The organism is candidate division WOR-3 bacterium (genome assembly GCA_039803545.1).
Classification (GTDB): domain Bacteria; phylum Hydrothermota; class Hydrothermia; order UBA1063; family UBA1063; genus UBA1063.
Window position 1 is genome coordinate 390661 of the sequence record JBDRYS010000001.1, and the last position, 20590, is coordinate 411250.

Annotated in this window: 17 protein-coding genes, 1 tRNA gene and 1 pseudogene; 11 read left to right on the forward strand and 8 right to left on the reverse strand. The window is 37.9% G+C overall.

Annotated elements, in window-relative coordinates; all coding sequences use genetic code 11:
* Positions 1-735 precede the first annotated feature (735 nt).
* The 3 genes and pseudogenes from ABIM45_01795 to ABIM45_01805 all read left to right on the forward strand — a co-directional run bounded on the left by ABIM45_01795 (position 736) and on the right by ABIM45_01805 (position 2361).
* The gene (locus ABIM45_01795; protein MEO0238643.1) at positions 736-1032 is read left to right on the forward strand and encodes a nucleotidyltransferase family protein; all 297 of its coding nucleotides are present in this window, start codon (positions 736-738) and stop codon (positions 1030-1032) included.
* A pseudogene (locus ABIM45_01800) lies at positions 1025-1345 on the forward strand (DUF86 domain-containing protein). Before ABIM45_01795 ends, ABIM45_01800 begins: the two are co-directional and overlap by 8 nt.
* 137 nt (positions 1346-1482) lie before the next feature.
* Positions 1483-2361 (forward strand): hypothetical protein, encoded by an 879-nt coding sequence (locus tag ABIM45_01805; GenBank protein MEO0238644.1) that lies wholly within the window; start codon positions 1483-1485, stop codon positions 2359-2361.
* A 3-nt stretch (positions 2362-2364) separates the two neighbouring features.
* Here the strand turns inward: ABIM45_01805 and ABIM45_01810 are convergent, their stop codons facing one another.
* The 6 genes from ABIM45_01810 to ABIM45_01835 all read right to left on the reverse strand — a co-directional run bounded on the left by ABIM45_01810 (position 2365) and on the right by ABIM45_01835 (position 5381).
* A complete protein-coding gene (locus tag ABIM45_01810) occupies positions 2365-2985 on the reverse strand; it encodes a DUF4159 domain-containing protein (GenBank protein ID MEO0238645.1) in 621 nt (206 codons plus the stop codon).
* The gene (locus ABIM45_01815; protein ID MEO0238646.1) at positions 2985-3284 is read right to left on the reverse strand and encodes a hypothetical protein; all 300 of its coding nucleotides are present in this window, start codon (positions 3282-3284) and stop codon (positions 2985-2987) included. Before ABIM45_01815 ends, ABIM45_01810 begins: the two co-directional genes overlap by 1 nt.
* Positions 3274-3783, reverse strand: coding sequence for an LPS export ABC transporter periplasmic protein LptC (gene lptC / locus ABIM45_01820; GenBank protein MEO0238647.1), 510 nt, complete (start codon positions 3781-3783; stop codon positions 3274-3276). Before lptC ends, ABIM45_01815 begins: the two co-directional genes overlap by 11 nt.
* The gene (locus ABIM45_01825) at positions 3780-4748 is read right to left on the reverse strand and encodes a KpsF/GutQ family sugar-phosphate isomerase (GenBank protein MEO0238648.1); all 969 of its coding nucleotides are present in this window, start codon (positions 4746-4748) and stop codon (positions 3780-3782) included. Before ABIM45_01825 ends, lptC begins: the two co-directional genes overlap by 4 nt.
* Positions 4745-5281, reverse strand: a complete 537-nt coding sequence (gene thpR / locus ABIM45_01830; protein ID MEO0238649.1) for an RNA 2',3'-cyclic phosphodiesterase — start codon at positions 5279-5281, stop codon at positions 4745-4747. The genes ABIM45_01825 and thpR overlap by 4 nt, the downstream gene beginning before the upstream one ends.
* Positions 5282-5292: 11 nt before the next feature.
* Positions 5293-5381 (reverse strand) — tRNA-Ser (locus ABIM45_01835).
* A gap of 98 nt (positions 5382-5479) precedes the next feature.
* Here ABIM45_01835 and ABIM45_01840 point away from each other — a divergent pair.
* Genes ABIM45_01840 through ABIM45_01870 form a run of 7 tightly spaced genes read left to right on the forward strand, consistent with a single transcriptional unit; the run spans position 5480 to position 16990 of the window.
* Positions 5480-6334: a cation diffusion facilitator family transporter gene (locus ABIM45_01840; protein ID MEO0238650.1), complete on the forward strand. Its 855-nt coding sequence runs from the start codon at positions 5480-5482 to the stop codon at positions 6332-6334.
* Positions 6335-6390: 56 nt separating this feature from the next.
* Entirely contained in the window at positions 6391-7542 is a 1152-nt protein-coding gene (locus tag ABIM45_01845; GenBank protein ID MEO0238651.1) for a DNA repair exonuclease, read from the forward strand.
* Entirely contained in the window at positions 7539-9872 is a 2334-nt protein-coding gene (locus tag ABIM45_01850; protein MEO0238652.1) for a hypothetical protein, read from the forward strand. Before ABIM45_01845 ends, ABIM45_01850 begins: the two co-directional genes overlap by 4 nt.
* A gap of 12 nt (positions 9873-9884) precedes the next feature.
* The gene (locus ABIM45_01855; protein MEO0238653.1) at positions 9885-13067 is read left to right on the forward strand and encodes a UvrD-helicase domain-containing protein; all 3183 of its coding nucleotides are present in this window, start codon (positions 9885-9887) and stop codon (positions 13065-13067) included.
* Position 13068: 1 nt separating this feature from the next.
* Positions 13069-15963, forward strand: a complete 2895-nt coding sequence (locus ABIM45_01860; GenBank protein ID MEO0238654.1) for a PD-(D/E)XK nuclease family protein — start codon at positions 13069-13071, stop codon at positions 15961-15963.
* Between the two features lie 17 nt (positions 15964-15980).
* Positions 15981-16604, forward strand: a complete 624-nt coding sequence (locus ABIM45_01865; protein MEO0238655.1) for a SagB/ThcOx family dehydrogenase — start codon at positions 15981-15983, stop codon at positions 16602-16604.
* Between the two features lie 47 nt (positions 16605-16651).
* Entirely contained in the window at positions 16652-16990 is a 339-nt protein-coding gene (locus tag ABIM45_01870; GenBank protein MEO0238656.1) for a hypothetical protein, read from the forward strand.
* A 14-nt stretch (positions 16991-17004) separates the two neighbouring features.
* Here the strand turns inward: ABIM45_01870 and gcvPB are convergent, their stop codons facing one another.
* Together gcvPB and ABIM45_01880 are read right to left on the reverse strand one after the other, a co-directional pair.
* Complete coding sequence (gcvPB, locus tag ABIM45_01875; protein ID MEO0238657.1) at positions 17005-18438, reverse strand: aminomethyl-transferring glycine dehydrogenase subunit GcvPB; 1434 nt, start codon at positions 18436-18438, stop codon at positions 17005-17007.
* Between the two features lie 15 nt (positions 18439-18453).
* Positions 18454-19407 (reverse strand): bifunctional oligoribonuclease/PAP phosphatase NrnA, encoded by a 954-nt coding sequence (locus ABIM45_01880; protein ID MEO0238658.1) that lies wholly within the window; start codon positions 19405-19407, stop codon positions 18454-18456.
* A gap of 123 nt (positions 19408-19530) precedes the next feature.
* Between ABIM45_01880 and ABIM45_01885 the strand changes: the two genes are divergently transcribed.
* Entirely contained in the window at positions 19531-20589 is a 1059-nt protein-coding gene (locus tag ABIM45_01885) for a DUF1028 domain-containing protein (GenBank protein ID MEO0238659.1), read from the forward strand.
* Position 20590: the final 1 nt, after the last annotated feature.

A 20590-nucleotide genomic window follows, 5' to 3' on the forward strand; every position in this document is an offset into this window, starting at 1 on the left:
CTGTGGGTCAAAGAGGTTAATAATAATACTGACCAAACCATAGTTTTCATTGAACCACATGGGTTAGTACATGCAGATATAAATAGGGATCAAAAAATAAAATTTGCTTCATCCGGAATCAAAGAAATTGAACAAAAACTAAGTGGAATAGGGCAAAAGAATATCAAGTTAGAGTGCTTTCTACTTTCTGCGACAAAGTACGAAGATTTGAGAGTTGGGAAAAAGAATTTTTATAGTAAAGAAGAAATTGAAAATATGAATGTTTTATTCATAGACGACCCAAACTGGCCCGAAAAACTTTTTAAGAAAATTGGGGTTTTATAATCTCAGAGTTTACAAGCAGAAGAGTAACTGAGGTTTAATAATTGCTTAAAGAGTATTGAGAATTTGGATGCTTTTTCATTTACTCTTTTGGCATCCTCACACATCGACAGAAAGTTGAAGGTCGCCGTTTTACTATTTTGTTATTTTTGATGAAACAATCCCATTTCGAGTAGATTAATTTTGAGGAACGCCGATAGATTGAAAGGCTACATAGAAAGCTGTATGATTGGATAAGAACCAATTGGTTAAGTGAAATTTGGTATGACGAACGGGAGATATATAGCGTGAATAATCAATGGTTTAAATTATGTTTTTAAACCCTTGGATGCCTTTGTGGTATAATTTTTCTCTTAATTTGGTTATATATCTTATTTATTTTCGCAAAGCAATTAAATTGGCACAGGAAAGGCCATGAAAACCATAGAGCACATAAAAAAAATTTTGGAAGATAAAAAAGCTATCCTGAAGGAGAGGTTTAAAGTAACTGAAATTGGGATTTTTGGCTCTTATGTAAGGGGAGAAGTGACCTCAACCAGTGATTTGGATATTTTAGTTGATTTTGAGAAAGAAGGTAAGACTTTTGATAATTATATGGAACTTAAATATTTTCTTGAGGATTTGTTGGGAATAAAAGTAGACCTTATTATGAAAGGAGCCTTAAAACAAGAACTCAAAGATACAATTTTGCAAGAGGTTGTTTATGTCTAAACGAGATGTAAATGTGATTTTAAAAAGCATACTAAGTGAAATAATGAAATTAGAGAAGTTTACTAATGGGATAGACTATGAGGCCTTTGTAAAAGATGATATGAGATACTATGCAGTAATACGTTGTTTAGAGATAATCGGTGAAGGAGTTAGACAATTACCAGAAGATTTTAAACAGCAATATTCAAATATCGAATGGCGTAAAATAGTGGATTAACGGAATATATTAATTCACGAATATTTCGGAATAGAACCCGAGATCATTTGGGACATTGTCAAAAATAAAATACCCAGCATTAAAGGCTTTTATTAAAATTCTATTAGGAGAAACCTAAAAGATGCAGAAATTTAGTCAGGAAACAGAACGTAGAGAAGTGCTAAATAAAGTTGGTTAATTTTGAGGAACGCCGAGTTCTTGACTGGGCTATTGTATGAGAGTATAATATAAATATGTTGAACTTACAGGATGTTAAAAAAGGTCTTTTTAGGGCAATCCAGAAAAAGAATTTTCAAGAGGCAATGGAATTTTATCACATTGCCGTGAATCAGCAGGCTGATGACCCCTCTCTCAGGCTTATAGGAGCAGACATTTATCTCAACATGGGAATGAAGCAACTTGCTGTTGGGGAACTCCGTCAAGCTTTTAATCTCTTTCTCGAGGCGGGGAAGAAATCTCAGGCCATTTCTGTAGCTGAGAAAATTAGAGCTCTTACACCCAATGACATGGAAATCCTTGAAATTCTCGGCCGCCTTTACAAGGAGTTGAATAACGATGAAAAGGCTGCTGTTTATTATGGAGAATTTATTAATCAACTCATTAAGGCCGGGAAAGTTAATGATGCAAAGAAATTTCTATTGCGGATGAAAAACGAAGGGCTCGAAAAGTACCTCTTAGGCAAATACCAGTTCTTGCTGTCCGATACGCAGGTTCAGAATATCTTAGCGGAGATTTCTAAGGAACCCAATTATCCAGCCTTCTTCGCCCTTATGAGAAAAGAAATAGCCAGATCAGAAAGATATCAACGGGAGTTCTCCATCATATTGATTGAGTTCGATAAAATTCTTGTTCAGGACAAAAAAGTCCAGATACTAGAAATCTTTAAGAAGATGTTAAGAGAGTCCGATATGTATTCTATTGGGTATCGGTGGATCTTTATCATTCTCCCTGAAACAAATAAATATGGACTCGAGGCGGTACTCAACAGACTTAAGGGAAAAATAGACGAGATGTTCGCTACAAAGCGTTTTTATATCTCCAATTACCCGGAAGACGGTAAGGATGTTAAGGAACTCATAATCAGCGCCCTCAAATACAGGGTCTTAACCTGATTTTCAATAGAGTAGCGAGTAAAGAATCAAGTTAATTCCGAATTTAAAAGCCTCTTCTCTTAAAGAATCTGGGTCGTTGTATCGGTCTGTCCAGCCATCAGAAATATTTGAGTTGTAAGTGTAAAGTAAAGAGAGTCTTCCTCCTATAAAAAGTCCCAAAGCTACGGGCCTTCCTTCATAGTGCTCATGAATTTTAGGAAGCCCTTTCGGAAATTTGTAATAAAGATTGTAAATGGGATGGTTGAGCGGGACTTCTTTGAGTTCGTATTCTGGAAACCATTTTTTAAACTCTTTTCGAAAGTATTCGTCCATTCCAAAATCGTCGTCAATATAAACGAAGCCTCCATTAAAAACATATTTCCGTAAATTTTCTATTTCGGATTGGCTTAAGGATATGTTGCCGTGACCGGTAATGAAAAGAAAAGGATATCTGAAAATCTTATCGTCTTCAAAGGTTAATACAACTTCTTCTGGTTTAACCTTTACTGACGGTACTCTTTTTGCAAGTTCATTACAAAGATTTGGTAAAATTTCGGGATCGTTGTACCAATCTCCACCGCCGTTGTATTTGATTCTTAATGGCTGAAAGATGAAACCTAAAAGAAGGATGGTAGAAAAGAACATTACCTATTTGCTTTTTCTTCAATAGTGGTTATAAGCTTTTCCAAGAGCTTCCTGTCTTCCAGAATTCTGTAAAGTTTATCATAATCTCTTGCAGTGAAAAAGGCTTTTACCAAGGGCTCGAGGAAAACCATTGCCTGACTTGCGAAGAAGGAAAGGGGCTTTATTGATTCAAGGGTAACTACCGCTATTACAGAAAGGTTTAAGCTTACAATTTTCTCAGAAAATTTGTCTATGAACTCATCAAGCTCTTTCTCTTCAAAATTGGATGGCGTCTTTGTGGTTAAGTCTTCATTCAACATAGACCTTTCCCTTGAATTTTATGGTTTTTAGCCCCGGATCAGATTCGAGTCCCGATGAGCGGATTATTTTGTTTTCTTTGTATAAGTAGGATTCTGTTGGGCTATAAATTAGATTTAACTTTTGGTTCCATATCAGGACATTGGAAATTAGGGAATCACCGCTGGTGCTTACTAATTTAACCTTTCCGCGCGCCTCCATAAAACCCGAGTTCTCGACGATGGTTCCGGTATCGCCCACCATGGTGGCAGTTACTTCGCCTTTATCAAAGAAGTTGACCTTGAAATTTATCAAGTTGATGGTATCTCCTGAGTAGGTGGCTTTTTCAGAAAAAACTTCAATTCGTTTAGCTTCAAATTCTTTTACCTGCAAATGGATGTTGTAGGTTTCTTGCTGTGGGGCTGAAGACGTATCTTCTTGAATTGTTTTATCCTTTTCTCTTGCACAGGACATAATTATGGAGGCTAAAAAAATAAGTGGAATAGCTTTTCTAAGCTTCATATTACTTTTGCTCTCATTAGGTCGTGTAAGTGGATTATTCCAATGGGCTTATTCTGGTCGTCAACTACAATTAGTGCGGTGATACCGTAATGTTCCATCCTGGACGCGGCAGCAGCTGCCAGTTCGTCCTTTTTAATGGTTTTAGGGTTCGTGGTCATAACTTCCTTTGCTTTGAGGTTAAATATATCCTGGGTTTTTTCAAGCAGTCTTCTAAGGTCTCCATCAGTTATAACGCCTATCACTCTTCCATCGTCATCCACTACACTTGTTATGCCCCTTTTCTGTGTCATTTCGAGGATCACTTCCTTCATTGGGGCTTCTTTATGTACGATTGGCACATGTTGGGGGCCAGTAAGCATCATGTCCTCAACCTTGAGCCAGTATTTTTTGCCAATAGTACCGCCTGGATGGAGTGTTGCAAGTTGTTCCAGTTTTAGCCCTTTTAATTCTGCTAATATAATTGCTATGGCGTCGCCAAGTGCCATCATTGCAGTGGTAGATGTTGTAGGGACAATATTGTAGGGGCATGCCTCCTTATCGACTTTTACGAGAATAACCACATCTGACTGCCTTGCTAAATCTGAATTCGGGTTGGAGGTCATTCCTATAACTGGAATATTAATCCTTTTCACAAAGGGAAGGATAATGCTAAATTCCTCAGACTGTCCACTTTTCGATATTGCTAAGAAAACGTCATCCTTTTGTATCATCCCCAATTCGCCATGGAGGGATTCAGAGGGGTGTAAGAAAACTGATGGAATTCCCACTCCGTTGAGAGTCGATGAGATTTTTCTCCCCACGATCCCTGATTTTCCAACTCCTGAAACCACAATTCTACCTTTACATTGGAGAAGGAGTATTATAGCTCGATAAAAACTCTCATCTAAGGAGTCTTTCAGGGATTTTAATCCCTCAAGTTCTATATCGATTATTTCCCTTGCTCTGTTTAGTATTTTTTCTTTCATAATCCAATTTTTGCAATGCTTTTATAAATTGGACCTGACGGCGTCAATGTGCTCTGGAATACCGTCAAGTGGGTAATTTCAAACTCCTTTGAACTGTATTTTATCCAATCTTTATCCAAGGATATTTGCGACTTTACTCTACCAAGGGTTACATGGGGCACGTAATCTTTTTCTCGTTCACCGATTTTTAAATTTTTTGAAATTTCTTCTAATGTTGCCCATATTTTTTGTAACCTGTCTACTTCGCCCTGAACTCCTAACCACAATACCCTCGGATTCCTGAAATTTGGGAAACAGCCAAAATTCGTTATCGAGATCCTAACTTTTTCGCCCCTGTTTAGTTTTTCCTGAAGTTTGGAAATAAGCTCTTCCAGTTGTTTCTCGTTAATTTCACCCAGGAATTTGCATGTGATGTGGAGATTTTCTTTCTCTACCCATTTTACTCCGATAATTTTGGGGCTTTTCTCGCTTACAATTTTGTAGATTTCGTCTTTGATTTTTTCCGGAAGTTCAAAAGCTGTAAATATCCTCATAATAATCGCTACGGAGGGGGTGGGATTTGAACCCACGATCCCCTGTTACGGGGATACACGATTTCGAATCGTGCGCCTTCAGCCGCTCGGCCACCCCTCCATTATTTTATAAATATGAAGCCATATTTGTGTTTATTCAATTAGTGCTATAGTTTAATTGCTTTTGAATACGCCTTTGTTCCTTTAACATTATTAAAAATGAAAAGAAAATTGGGCTTTGTCTTTTTACTCAATTTACTTATTGCTGTATCTGAAACCATTGGTGGAGTTTTCTCAAAAAGTTACTCTCTGCTTTCTGATGCACTTCATAATTTCCAGGACTCTCTTTCACAGTTGTTTTCCCTAATTGCATTGATTTTGAGTGAAAAAGGGAGAACCAGTAAGTATACTTTTGGTTTCGCAAGGTTCGAAATCCTTGCCGCTCTTATTAATGCAACCATTGTCTCTGTCTTATCTTTTTTGATGATCGTAAGTGGTTTTAAAAGGGTTTTTAACCCCGAAGTGATTAAACTTTCCATTCTATTGCCTGTAAGTATAATTGGGCTATTTGCCAACCTGCTCTCTTTATCCTTACTCCATAGCCACTCCAAAGAGAGTCTGAACATAAAGTCCACTTACCTTCATTTACTGGGTGATGCACTTTCCTCGATTGGTGTAATTGTGGGTGGCTTTTTGATGCTATTCTTTAAAATTTTCTGGGTAGATGGATTAATGGCGATTCTTATTGGATTATTAATTCTAAAAGAAGGTATTCAGGTTGTAATAGAGTCACTTAGGATAATGCTTCAAGCTGCACCCTTTCCCGTACATGAAGAAGAAATTTTTGAGTTACTCAAGGATGTTCCGGGGCTTCGGGGGATTCACCATGTACATATTTGGAGTTTAAAGGATGGAAAGATTCATTTAGAGGCCCATCTGGAAGTGGACGACATGTACGTTTCAGAAACAAAAGAAATTGTTGAAAAAGTAAACAAACTTTTACAGGAAAAGCTTAATATAACTCATTCTACTCTTCAGTTAGAAAGCCAGGCTTGCAAAGACAAATCCTGCTAACATCATAAATCCTTGATGCTTGACTTTTCGTAACATCCTTTATACAATATAACAATATGAGAATTGCTCATACTTCAGACCTTCACATTGATTCTGAACATCCCGAAAGATGGGATGCACTAAAACTGGTCCTGGAAAAGGCAAAGGGTGAGAAGGTAGATTATCTCGTGATTGCTGGCGATTTATTTGATGATGTTGCATCTGCTAATGAAAATATTGCTAAGTTGAGAAGTTACTTTTCCGGATCACCATTTAAGACGATCGTTATACCGGGGAACCATGACTTCTTAGCCTTCGAAACCGAAAGGGATTTAGGTGATAATGTTGTGGTGCTTTCTAAAAATGATCCCATCCATAGTGATCCTTCCAATAGGATTTCCTTTTTTACCGTTCCGTACTTAGTTGGAGCAACAAATGAATATTTTTACGAAAAGCTGGCGTATATCTCTAAAAACGTTGATCCTTCTTGGTTCAATATTTTTGTTTTCCACGGTGACCTTGATGAGGTACTAAAGAAGATTAAGCACAGAAAGGAAATTGCAGGTGCAGAAGAAGAAACCGCCTTTTCGCTCTCATTAAAGGTATTGCAGAAATTTCCATCGGTGCAATTGGTTCTTTCCGGACATTATCATACTTTCGGTGAACCTATTTCCATCGGCGATAGCAGTAGATTAATAGTTTATTCAGGAGCACCCGTTTCAATAACACGAAACGATTTGGGAACGAGATATCTGGTAATTTACGATGTAGACCCCGATACTAAAAAAGTGGTTTTAAACAAATATCCTTTAGAAACTTTCTACTTTGAAAAGCTTGAAATATATTTAACACCAACAAGTGGGGGGTCCATAGAAAATTATGTCTTATCCGAAATTGAAAGCTCTCTTAGTATGAGTCCAAGCAAAACTCTAATATTAGAACTGAAAGGGTACATTAGTAGCAAAGAGCAAGGAATGAGTGAGTTAAATTTAAAGGAAGCGGTAAAAAGATATTGCGAAGAGAAATGGACGAGGAGAGTGGTTTTTTCAGAAAATTGGTTTTTGGTTTTAGATGTTGGCTTTTTACTGGATAAGCCCTTTAGTCAGAGTATACTCGAGCAAATAGACGGGCTTAATGATAATGATATTAGTGAAGAAGATAAGAGAACCTTAAAACAGTGGTTTTTATCAGCCCTTAGTCAGGTTTATTCTCCAAAGGGTAAAATATGAGAATAACGAAGATCGATATAAAGAATTTTGGGCCACTAAGTTTAAAGAACCCCATTGAGCCGGGTGATTTTACCCTGGTTTGGGGATTGAACGAGAAGGGTAAGACTCTTGTAATAGAGGCTATTCTTTGCGGCCTTCCCCTTGATGTAAGTGAAAAGGGTTTTGACAAGAAGATCTTTCGGACTTCATGTAATGAAGGCGTTATCATAGAACTTGAAGAAAATGGAAAGATATATAGTAACGCTCTCAAGAGGCTTCTGAAGCTTAACCTAAATAAAAGTGAAATTTATAATCTCTTTTTTGTTGTAAATAGTTCCCTAAGTTATACAAAGGATGAAGAAGTTTTTCGTTCTGCGCTGGATAGGTTGAGCAGTACATACATAGATATTCTGCAAAGTGTAAAAAAGAAACTTTTGGAGATGAACAAGTTGACGGAGACCCTAAGTTTAAAGAATACGCAGGGGGATAATTATCTTGCAGATCGATATGAGAGGGCGAAACAAGCTTTGCCAAAAATCGAACACCTTCTTAAGGAGATAGAGAGTAAGAATTACGAAGAGCTCGAATATATTGCGGGAGAGGTGAAGCGCGAACTCGAGAAAGTGATGAAGATTGAAGAGGGTTTAAAGAGAAAAAAGTCAGAAAAATTAGCAGAAAGGACAGAAGAATTAATGAACTTATATTTCGATTACAAGGCCCGGAATGAGATGTATAGAAATTACACTGAAGAGGCGTTAGAAAACTACAGAAAATTGCATAAAGACCTGGAAGATGTCATTAAAGGGATTGAAACGATCAAAGAAAAGGATTTGAAATCCCTGGAAGAGAAAATTTCTTCGCTTACTCAAAACTTAGTTAATCTCAACAAAATCAAGAGTGAAATCCAGAGGATTGAGCTGACCGAAAAACTTTTGAGTGAAAAGATAGTTAAATATAAGTTAATGCTTCCCGATTATGAGAAAAATGTCAAAAATAAAAAGCTGATGCAAATTTTGTACATAATTTCAGGCCTGCTTTTCGTAGGTTTCTTAGGGGGAAGCACCATACTAAAAAATAACCTACTTTTTATTGTATCTTTTCTGTTTTTTGCCCTTACTTCTCTCTTTGTTTACTTATATTCTAAGGCCCTTGGTTTTGTGAAAGATTTTATCCTTTTAAAGAATGAAATTTTTGATAGAGCGAAGAGTGTGGGATTTAAGTCCTCAGAAATAGAAGGGCTTTCTGAGGAGATAGAAAGGGTAAAGAGTGAGTTGGTCGAAAAGGAAAAAGAGTTAGATGGATTAAACAAAGAAAAAGAGACCCTTGAGCAGGTTAAAAAGCAAAAAGAGGAAGAGCTTAAAAATCTGGAGAGGAGGCGAGGCGAAATTGAGGCTAAAATCGAAGTAGAGAATGAGAGATTTGAAATTAAAAGTCTGAACGAATTTGAGGAAAAGCTGAAAGAAAAGAAGAGTAATGAAAGTAAAATGAGGGAGTTTTTCAAAGAGTTAGAAGGTTTATGGCACGATGAGATTAGCGATTACCAGGACGAGAATGACTTCTTCGCTAAACTTCAGGAGAGGCTGAGGAACTTGAGGATTCAGAGGGGTGAGGAAGAGCCACTGGGTGATTATGGTCTTCAGAATCTGGAGGAGGTTGAAGAAAAAAGGAAGAAATTGATTCAAGTTAAGGAAGAAGTTGAAAAAAGTCTACAGAGTTTGAGGGCAGAGTTCGCAAAGATAGAGAACGAGGTGCAGAATATTCTGTATAGTCCTATTGACGTTAAAAGCATAAGTGATCTTATTGAGTGTAAAAAGAGTCTTGAAAATTTTATCGAAGAGCAGGAAAAGAGAATAAATCTTAGCAAGATTTTGGTTAAAATTCTCGATGGTGAGATTGAAAGAAGTAAAAATAGATTTAACGACTTATTTAGCGATTTGACGCAGACTTCAGAATTTTTTGAACTTATTACCGGTGGTAGGTACAAGAGTATCCGGTATGATCTGGGTGCGAGAACTATAAAAGCGGAAGATCGAAAGGGGAATGTTATAGGGGTCTCTAAGCTTTCTGGCGGGACCATAGATCAGCTATTTTTTGCTATAAGGCTCGGGCTTGGAATCAAGGTACTGGAAGGAAGAAGCGGCTTTTTTGTGCTCGATGACCCATTTGTAAAAAGCGATCATGAAAGGTTGAGAAGGGAATTGGATTTGCTCGTAACAATTTCTAAGGAAGGCTGGCAGATTTTGTACTTTAGTTGCAAAGAAGAGGTGAAAAATTATCTCCTTGAGAGATATTCGAATTATGTGAAATTTGTTGATCTTAATGAGAATTCTATACTTGCACATGAAATTTAACGCTATTTTATTATGAAGATTAGTCCCAAGGACTTAGAGTCTGTTGTATTGATGGACTTCGAGGATGCTCCCTTTATAGTTGTTCCTACTTCCGCAGGTTCTGGAAAAACGGAACTCCTTGCAAAGAGGTTGGTCTATTTACTTATAAGGGAGTGCTATTCTAAGGAAGATCTTAGAAAATTCCTTGCCATTACCTTTACAAGAGAAGCAGCAAAGGAGATGAAGAGGAGAGTGCTTAATATTCTGGATGACTTAAGAAAAGAAAACTATCAAAGATTTCCTGGTTTATTGGAGGTTTTTGACGAAGATTTTGTTCAAAAGAGAGTTAGTGAAGTTTATCAGATCATCCTCGAGAACTACCCTCGACTTCAGATTGGAACCATTGATAGCTTTATGGAGAGGCTAAGGCGCCTCTTGCTCCACGAACTGGGCTTAAAATTCGCTATAAAGGTTCAATATGATGTTGATGTGGAAGTGTTGAATCTTGCTGTAGAAAATCTGCTAAACTCTCCAGAGAGGTTGTCTGAGGTTCAGGAACTGGTTATTGAATTGGCAAGAAGTGGTAACACCTTTGCTTGGGATTTGCTGAACGCTTTCAATAAGAAGATGTTGGATATGAAGGAAGAAGAAGATAAATTGTTGTACGATATCAAACCCCATCCACTTTTTACTTCAGTTTATTGTGAAGATTTTAGAATTGGGGAGGATGTAGCGAGGGCTCTAAATAATGTGAAGGGTGTAAGAAAGAGATTTCAAGCAAATGAAAGTTATTCTTACTTATTGGATCGCTTATCCTCTGGAGGTAATGCATATAAATTTGCAAATGAGCTATTGGGAAAGGGGGATTTGATTGAAAAGGTTCAATCGGGATTATTATGCGCTTTTGAGGCTTACAATAAGCTTGAGACGAAGGTTGCGAAATTTTATGACACTTTTTACAAGCCTGAGTATGAAAAGATTCTCAATACTATGGGAATTATGACGATCTCGGACACCAGTAGAATAATAAGGAAATACCTCTCAAAACCTGAATCTTACAGCGATAGATTGATCCGATTTTTTTACAATATAAGGCATGTTTTGATTGATGAGTTCCAGGATACCGATCCACAGCAATGGGAAATCCTGCTTTACTTGATTAAAGAACCGCTGAGTTCTGTAGGAACGCTTTTCGTAGTGGGAGATGTTAAGCAAGCGATTTACGGCTTTAGAAAGGCTGATTACAAAATTATGTACAATCTTATGACCAAAGATGGCTATAAAAACTATGATCTCAATGTAGCCCCGTTTGTACCAAGGTGTCAGGATAAAAACTTCAGGAGTGCGGAAGCTATTGTCAAGTTTGTAAATGAGGTTGTATTTAGCCAGGATAAATTTGTGGAATTTCTGAAGGAAGAAATAAGAAAAAAGCTCGAAAATACAATTTGTGAAGATAAAGTCAACTCTAAGGTTCAAGAAATTGTTAATACTTACAAGAACATATGGATTCCTATTCAACAGGACGTGGCAAAGCCTGATAGGGGATACGTTAAAAATATTAAAATAACTTTGCCGGAAGAAACAAAGAGTAAGGAAGGAAAACTTAACAGCGCCCTCACGACCTTGAAAGATTTGGTGCAAAATTTACTTAAAGAGTTTAGTCCCGGCGATATAACTATTCTTACGCGGGATAATGATATGGTAATTCAAATAGCGAGCACTATTGAACTTGAACTAAAGCTGCCTGTGGTTTGTTATTCGTCCTTAGATATAAGGAGTCAAAAAGTATTGTGGGAACTCCTTTGCCTTGCAAAATTTTTGAAGGATGAAAGTGACCTGATGTCTGCTCTTATTTTCAGTACAGGTGAAATTGCCCAAAAGGTTCTGAAAAAGAGCTCTGATGATCTTCTACTGGAATTTTATGAGTTTAAGGGAAAAGGATTCAAGGCAGAAAATGGGCTTGCTCAATTCCTTAATCAACTGCGGAAGCGCTATCACAGTTACGTTGAAAAAGGGTCTTTAGCGAGGTTGTTTTCGGAATTTTTAAGAGAATTTAAGTTTTTAACTGAGGATGAATCACGAAGTGGTATTTTAAGGTTTCTAAATTATCTCTATTCTGCGGAAGGGAGCGAAGGTCACCTTACTATTGACAAGATTGAGGGAGTTTTTACACGATTTCTTAACGGAAACAGTGAGTCGCAAAATGAAGATTTAACTATTCCGCAAAATACCGAAATCAATGCTATAAAGGTTATGACCTTTCACAAAGCCAAAGGGCTTGGTTTCCCCGTAGTTGTTAATGTTTTTGTAGATTCAAAAGGTAAGCATGAAAACCTGTACTTTGATAGGGATTATTGCAAAAGACTTTTATATCCTTTCAAAATTAAGAAAGACCATCTGAAGGTCATTGATAGTAACTTGATGAAGGATAAGAAAAATTACACCAAACAAATGATGAACAGATACTTTGATGAGTTAATCGACGATTTTGTACAGGAAATAAACACAATATATGTTGCTTTAACACGGGCGCAAAAAAGGATGTATAACATATATGTTGAAGGTGAATTATTCCACAGTCTATTGAAGAAGGTCGGTGCCGACGAAAAGGAATACGGTGAAGCGGTTCCTGAAAAGGTTGAAGCGGTTTTAGAATCCCCTGCCAGAATTTCTTTGAGTTTTAAGGAAAGGAAAAGCGAAATTAAGCTTTTCGGAGAAAAACAGTATGAGCAAGCTCATACCTATGATGTTATTTCGGGATTAAAAGCGAGCATGTTTGGTGATGCGGTGCATGAGTTTCTCCGCTCCATTGATTTTATTGAGACGCCGGAACAGCTGTTTAGTTATAGGGATCGATTGGCTGCTATTGCAAATAAGTATTACTTAGATCCTTCTGAGTTGGAAGGTAATTTAAAAATCTTAGTAGATTATTTCACTAAGGATGAAAGATTTAGGCTTCTTGCAAGGAGAGAGGGGGGTGAACTTTATAGAGAAAGGGAGATCGGTTTACCCGATGGAAGTTTCGAAAGGGTTGACAGGATAATTGTTTCCGGAGATTTGGTTGAAGTGATAGATTTCAAAACCGGTGATCCACGGCCGGAGGACAGGAATCAGATAAAGAGATATATTGACGTTATGAAAAAGATCTTCAAAGATAAAAAGGTTAAGGGATATTTGGCTTACGTCTTTAAAGATAAATTGGAGGTGGTCTCTTAGTATGGATGAAAAAGTAGTTTTGCTTGAACCTCGAAATTTTCTCTCCAATTTGGCTGAATATTTGATTAAAAACGCTGAACAGGATAAAAAACTTTCTAATTTTGTCATTATCTTGCCCAACAGGCGTTCAGGGGTATACTTGAGGTATTTTATTAGTCAGAAAATTGGCAACCCTGTTATTTTACCTATGATCTTTTCTATAGACGATTTTGTGGATTATTATTACGAAAATTTCGTCAAGATGGACAAAAAACTGGCGGAGCACGATGCCCTGTATATTTTGTATACACTGTACAAGGATTTTCTTAAGGAGCTTGACTTCTGGGATTTTGCGACCCTTGGAAGGAGAATTTACAATGATTTTGAGGAATTAAAGATCCATAGGCGTACGAAAGAAGAGTTAAAGTTAGTTTTGCACGACCTTGATTTGCCCGAAAATTCAAAAACCAAAATCTTGCTTGAGAATTATCCTACCGTTTACGAGGATTTTTATAATAGAATAAATGAACTGGGGTATTCCACAAGGTCTTCGAGGTACTTTGTTGTCGCTGACAGGATTAACTTAGAGAGGGATTTCCCGGAATTTCAAATAGTTTTGTGCCCGCCTTATCTTTTGACGGAAAGTGAGAGGTTGTTCCTTGAAAAAGCCTTCAATTCTGTAAACTTTTTACTTGTTCTTCAAAAATCGAAGTTTGTTCTTGAGGAGTTCACCATTCAATTTGGGAAGGATTTACTTGGCAGGGACTCTACTTTTGAAGAACCCCCTTTGCCTCAAGATTTAAGGGTCGAGCTCATATCCACCGATGATGATATTTCAGAAATATTCACCATCGCTGATAGGCTATCTAAGGTTGAAAAGGATGAGTTGAATTCTATAGATACTGCTATTGTTTTACCCGATCCTTCGAAACTATTTCCCCTTATTGAATTCGCAATCCCCGAAGGCATTGAATTTAATGTATCGATGGGTTATCCGTTAAAACTCACAGAGTATTTTACTTTTTTCAAAGACCTACAGGAGCTATTGCAGTTCACTCAATATGATTCAGGGTCCAGTTCATATTTGATAAATGTTAAAAAGTTTAAGAATTTTCTTGAGAGGAATATCGAGGCAGAAGGTGTAGAGGAATTCTTGAAGTTTCTGAAGGAACTTTCCTCTTCAGGTTACTCGTTAGTGAGCGATAAGAATGTTGAAGCTATGATTGATAAGCTTGTAGTGGATGAAAATTCAATAAAGAAGTCAAAGGCTTTTTGGAACGACTTTTTGTCTGAATTCTGGAATCCTATTTTATCACCAAAATCTTTCTCCGACTTTGTTGACTTTTTTGTAAATTTCTTTGGGAAGGCAAAGGATAGCCATTTCTCTTTCCGTATTAAGGAAGATATAGAAGGGCTTCGGGAAAGTCTTATCGAAGAGCTGCTGGCTCTTAAAAATTCGTTACTGTCTGAACTTCCTTTAAACGGTTCAAAAGATAAAATAGAGTATGTGAAAGATTTTGCCAACTTTGTAGTGGAGGTTATTCAGAGTCTTTCTGTTCCTTTAAAAGGAACACCACTTAAGGGACTTCAGATTATTGGATTTCTCGAGACCAGGCTTTTGAGTTTCAAGAGAGTGGTCATTCTTGATGTCCAAGAAGGGGTAGTTACTCAAAATTTTGAATATGATACTTTGTTACCCTTTGGTTTAAGGTCCAGGCTCAATCTTAGTGATGTGGATTCCAAAAACAAACTCGCAAAATACGTATTCTTTACCCTTTTACAGTCTTCTAATGATTGCACGATAGTTTATAAAGATTCTAATTTTGATGATCCCTCTTACTTGATTTTGATTTTGAAAGAATACCTTGAGGCAATGGGGCGACCCCAAAAGTCAGTGCCCCATAATAGTTTCTACAATATTATTTCTACCTCGAGCTTGAGGGGTTTCAATTTCGAAGGTGGCATTAAGAAAAATTCCCAAATCATTGAGAAGTTGAGGAAAATAGAATATTCATACTCCCACCTGGAAACCTATCTCGAATGCCCGGTGAAGTTTGCACTCACCTATGTTTTTGGATTCAGAGAAGAGTTGGAGGATGAATACGATAATAGGGTAATAGGTAATGTTATCCACGAAATTCTGCAGAAATTTTTTGCTGGTCTCGATGGTGAGTTTAAAGGGGATGAAAAGGAGAAAAACAGTTTCTCTGATGTTGCCAGAGAAGTACTGGAAAAGCAATATCCTGTTGAAACCCCGAGAATAACGATTTTAAAGACTGCGATTACTGAAAGGTTATGGGTTTCATTGTCGGACTTACAAAGTAAGTTGAAAGAAGAATTAAGCGAAAATCAAATTGGTGACTTTGACAGATATTACACTGAGAAGAAACTCGATACAAAAGTTGAACTTGGCAATGGTATTACCTTAAACTTTACAGGTAAAATAGATCGTATAGATCTTTACACTAACGGGTTAGTGATTATTGATTATAAAAGCGGGAGATCTGTTCAAGATTACCAAACGGGAGAAAATTTGAGAAGTGAAGTAGATGAATTAGAGAGCCAGGGAGGTCTTGTCTCTGAGATTATTAAAAAGCCGAAAATCCAACTTCTTGTCTATTTGTGGTTGTGGAAAAACTCTAAACTTGGAGAGGTGGAAGGAAATAGCAGCAAAAGAGTGTTTGCGACCATCTTCCCTCTGAGGGGAGGTAGTGGCGAGAAACCTAAGTTAGTAGGCCTTTCAGAAGACTATATTTTCAAAAACACTGATGAACTAATAAAAGCGATACTGCGTGAGATTTTAAATCCCGATGTGAATTTTTATTTGCCTTATATATCCAAGGATAAGAGGAAACTTTTGAATAGGTGCAAAAATTGTGCATTTAAAGTGGCGTGCAATACCTTTAACATGCTCTAAATTTGGAGGGGAACTTCATGTGGTTGTTAATACTTTTACTTCTTACAGGAGAGATAAAAATGGTTAAACTTCCTGAGCCAAGAAAAGATAGTAATTTTTCCCTTGAAAGGGCTATTAACGAAAGGAGATCTATTAGAACCTATAAGGATGCTCCTTTAACTTTGAAAGAAGTCTCCCAATTATTGTGGGCGGCGCAGGGTAAAGTGGCGAGTGGAAAGAGGGCGGCTCCTTCCGCTGGTGCTACTTATCCTATGGAGATCTATCTTGTTGCTGGGAACGTTGAAGATTTAAGCCCTGGCTTATATAAGTATATACTTGATGATCACTCTCTACTCTTGGTAAAGGAAGGCGATTTAAGAAAAGCGGTTTCCGAAAGAGCCCTCAGGCAGGATATGATTTTGAAGGCTCCTATAACGATAGTAATTTCCGCTGTTTTTGAACGGACAAGGGCAAGGTATGGAGCAAGAGCAGAAAGATACGTGTATATGGAGGCTGGGCATATTGGCCAGAACATCTACTTGCAGGCAACAGCCCTTGGACTTGGAACCGTTGCAGTAGGGGCCTTTATTGATGATGAAGTGAAAAGAGTCCTTGGAATAAAAGAGGAACCGCTATACCTCTTTCCCGTGGGTTGGAAATAAAGAGAAATAAGTAGGAGTAATATTTGAACGAACTGGGGGCATGCAAAATGTTTGTTAAGCGTCAGTTATATCTGATAGCAGTACTTGCCTTTGGAATTTTGTCTATTGCCTGTGAAAAGGATCAACTAACGGTTGAATATAGAGTTACCGGCAAAGCTTCAAAAGCATACACAATTACCTTTGTTTCAAATAGTGCCGGAGAATCTTCCACGATAATTAATGCCCCGATTCCGTGGAATTATTCCTTCTTGGCAGATAGAGGCGATACGGTTTACATCAGTGCGTGGAGTTCTGATTCGGTCAAAGTACAGATTTTTGTAGATGGAGATTTAAAAGCAGAAGATTGGGATGACAATGTAGCGGAAGCTCGCTGTATTGTTGAGTAAAAGCTGGCTTTAACCTATTCTTCTGTGTATCTTACCTTTGAGAGTTTTACAGCAAGAGCATCATCCAATCTCTTTACAGGGGTGGTATGAGGAGCAGTCTTTAAAATTTCTGGATTCTTTTCGGCCTCTTCCTTTATTTGTAACATGACTTCTACAAATCGGTCGAGGGTTTCTTTGTTCTCGGTTTCTGTAGGTTCAATCATAATAGCTTCAGGTACAATTAATGGGAAGTAAATGGTCGGGGCATGCATTCCAAAGTCAAGAATTCTTTTTGCAATATCCAGTGTCCTTACTCCATATTTTTTGAATTCTCTCCCAGATAGAACAAATTCGTGCATGCAAGTGCTCTTGTAGGGTAATTCATAGTGCTCCATTAATTTCTTCCTAAGGTAGTTAGCATTTAGAACAGCATCTTCACTTACTTTCTTCAGATATTCCTTTCCCATCATCCTTATGTATGTGTAAGCCCTTATCATCACGAGGAAGTTTCCATAGAAAGAGTGAATCTTCCCTATGGAGTCTGGGTAGTTATAGTCCAATTCAAATTTTCCATCCTTTTCAACTATCCTGGGAACGGGTAGGTAGGGTTCGAGGAATTTTTTAACACCTACAGGCCCACTCCCTGGGCCACCTCCGCCGTGAGGAGTTGAAAAGGTCTTGTGAAGGTTGAAATGCATAACATCAAATCCGAGGTCCCCTGGTCTTATGTGTCCGACAAAAGCGTTCAAGTTAGCACCATCCATATACATCAAGCCGCCTACGGAATGAACTAATTCAGAAATTTCATGAATTCTATTCTCGAAAATTCCGAGGGTGTTGGGATTTGTTACCATAAAACCCGCCACTTCTTCATTTAGGTGTTTCTTCAAATCTTCGACATCAATTCTTCCGGTTTCGTCAGATTTGATAGTTATTGCCTGATATCCTGAAAGGGTAGTGGAAGCAGGATTAGTTCCGTGAGCTGAATCAGGAATTAAAATATATTTTCTGGGATTGCCTTTCTTCTCGTGATATTTTCTTATAATCTTGATTCCAGTATACTCTCCATGGGCTCCCGCCGCTGGTTGGAGGGAAATTGCGTCCATTCCGCTAATTTCAGCAAGTAAATACTCCAATTCTTTCATAAGTTTTAAAGCACCCTGAACAGACCTCGCAGGTTGCAATGGGTGGAGGTGCGTAAAACCTGGGAGATTCGCCGTATATTCATTCACCTTGGGGTTGTATTTCATAGTGCACGAACCGAGAGGATAAAATCCCTTATCAACATGGTGGTTTAGAGTTGAAAGTGCAATGAAGTGCCTTACAACTTCGTTCTCTGCTAATTCGGGAAGTTTTGGCTCTTCTTTCCTCAGGTATTTTTCTGGGATTGCTAACTCAGCGGTTTTTTCGAAGGTTTTTATTGTATAGCCTTTTTTCCCTGGCTTTGAAATTTCAAAAATTAATTCCATAAATTTTCTCCTTTTTTATCCAACTTTGTATTTTTTAACGGCTTCGACCACAGAATTAATAACTTCTTCTTCTGATCCTTTTATCGTGCAACCAGCGGCGTTAAAATGTCCGCCGCCGCCAAAGGTTTCTGCTACCTTAGCGAGGTTTACCTTATTTTTTCCTCTCAAGCTAACTCTCCATATATTTTTATCTACTTCTACCATACTCATACCAACAATGGCTTCATCAATTGAGAGAGGGTAGTTTACGAAACCCTCGGTTTCGGATTTATCAAGTCCAAATTCCTCAAGAAATTCTCTCTTAATTAAAATTATTCCAACTTCATCTTTTACAGTAATAGTAGAAAGCGACTTGGCAAGAAGCTGAAGAGTCTTTAGCTTTTTTCTTTCGTAGACAAGGGATGCGATATCAGTCACATCGAGGCCGTTATTTACTAAGTAGTATGCATCCTTGAAAGCCCATCTAAAACTGTTGGAGTGTCTAAAAGAAGAAGTGTCGGTCAACAGCCCGGTGTATAAACAAGTTTTTATATCTTTATCAATAAGGGATGGATCGTATTTCTTTACTATTTTCATGATCAAGCTCGTTGTACTGGGTGCTTCAGGCACAACAAGATCGTAATTTGAGTAGAATTTGCCCGAGATATGATGGTCAATTCTCACTATTATTTTATTGGAAGGTTCAGGAAATCCTGTTCGGGAGTATTCACTGGCATCAACCAAAAAAATCAAATCCAGATTGGGAGTTATTTCTTTTTTTATTTCCTTTATCCCAGGCAAAAAATCGAGGAAATAAGGGACGTTATCCTTCAAAAAAGGGGTAACTTTTTTTCCTATCTTTTTGAGAAAGAGATAAAGTGCCAGGAGGCTACCAACGGCATCTCCGTCAGGGTTTAAGTGGGATACAACTCCAATTTCGCCCTTTGCGTTCTTGATTAAGTTTACTAAATTGTTAATTTTCTTTGTCATTTTTTAAATTTTATGGCAGGGTAGAGGAATGTTCCAGTTTCGAGGGAATTTTTATGCTTCCTGGTGAGGCAGTTTGAACCTCTGTTTTCAGAGGTATATTATTGAATTCGTGAAGGAGGTCGTATGTTATTAAAGATTTCTTTTCTATCAATCTTGATGTACATGCCTTCGAAGGTGTATGGAACCTTCTCCATAGTTGCCTGTGATACTCTTACAGGTGAGGTTGGAGTCGCAGTAGCTTCTAAATTCCTTGCTGTCGGATCAGTTGTTCCCTTTGGCGAGGCGGAGGTTGGAGCTGTCGCATCTCAAGCATATGGTAATCCGACCTTTGGACCCATTGCTCTTGATCTTTTGAAGAGGGGTTATTCCGTTGACAGTATTTTAAAATATCTCCAAAGCATAGACACGCTTTTTGATAGAAGACAAGTAGGAATTGTATCTGCAAAGGGTGCCTCTGCCTCCTGGACCGGAAAGGGATGTATGGCATATGCGGGTCATGTAAATGGATTTTGCTATGCCATACAGGGGAATATCTTAGTTGGTGATACGGTTTTAAAGGCAATGGAATCGGCTTTTTTGAATACCTCAGGAGACCTTCCCGAGAGACTAATAGCTGCTCTCGAAGCAGGGGACAAGGCAGGTGGCGATGCAAGGGGCAGGCAGTCTGCAGCCCTCCTTGTTATGAGAAAGAATGGAGGGTATGGAGGTTATTCTGATAAATATGTTGACATAAGGGTTGATGATCATCCTGATCCCATTACAGAATTGAAGAGGATTTATAAGTTGTGGGAGAGATTTTTCCTTATCGATGCGCATGGACGATTGGGGGATAGTTACATGAAAGAAGGTAAGAGTGAATTAGCACAACTGGAGTATTCACGCGCTATGAAGATCCTGGATGAAGTAATTGCTGAGAATCCCGATGATCCTGATATGTTAAATGAGGTGGCATGGTTTATGGTCCTAAGGGATATTAATCTTCCTAAGGCAAAGGAATTGATCGATAAGGCGTTGAAGATTAAGCCGGAGGATGCGAATATTCTGGACACAGCCGCCCTTATCTACTTCAAATTAGGTTATAAGAAAAGGGCTATTGAACTTGAAGAAAGAGCAGTAAAGCTTGATCCTGAGAACACCTATTTTAAAGAAATGCTGGGCAAGTTTAAAAAGGGCAAGTTGTAAG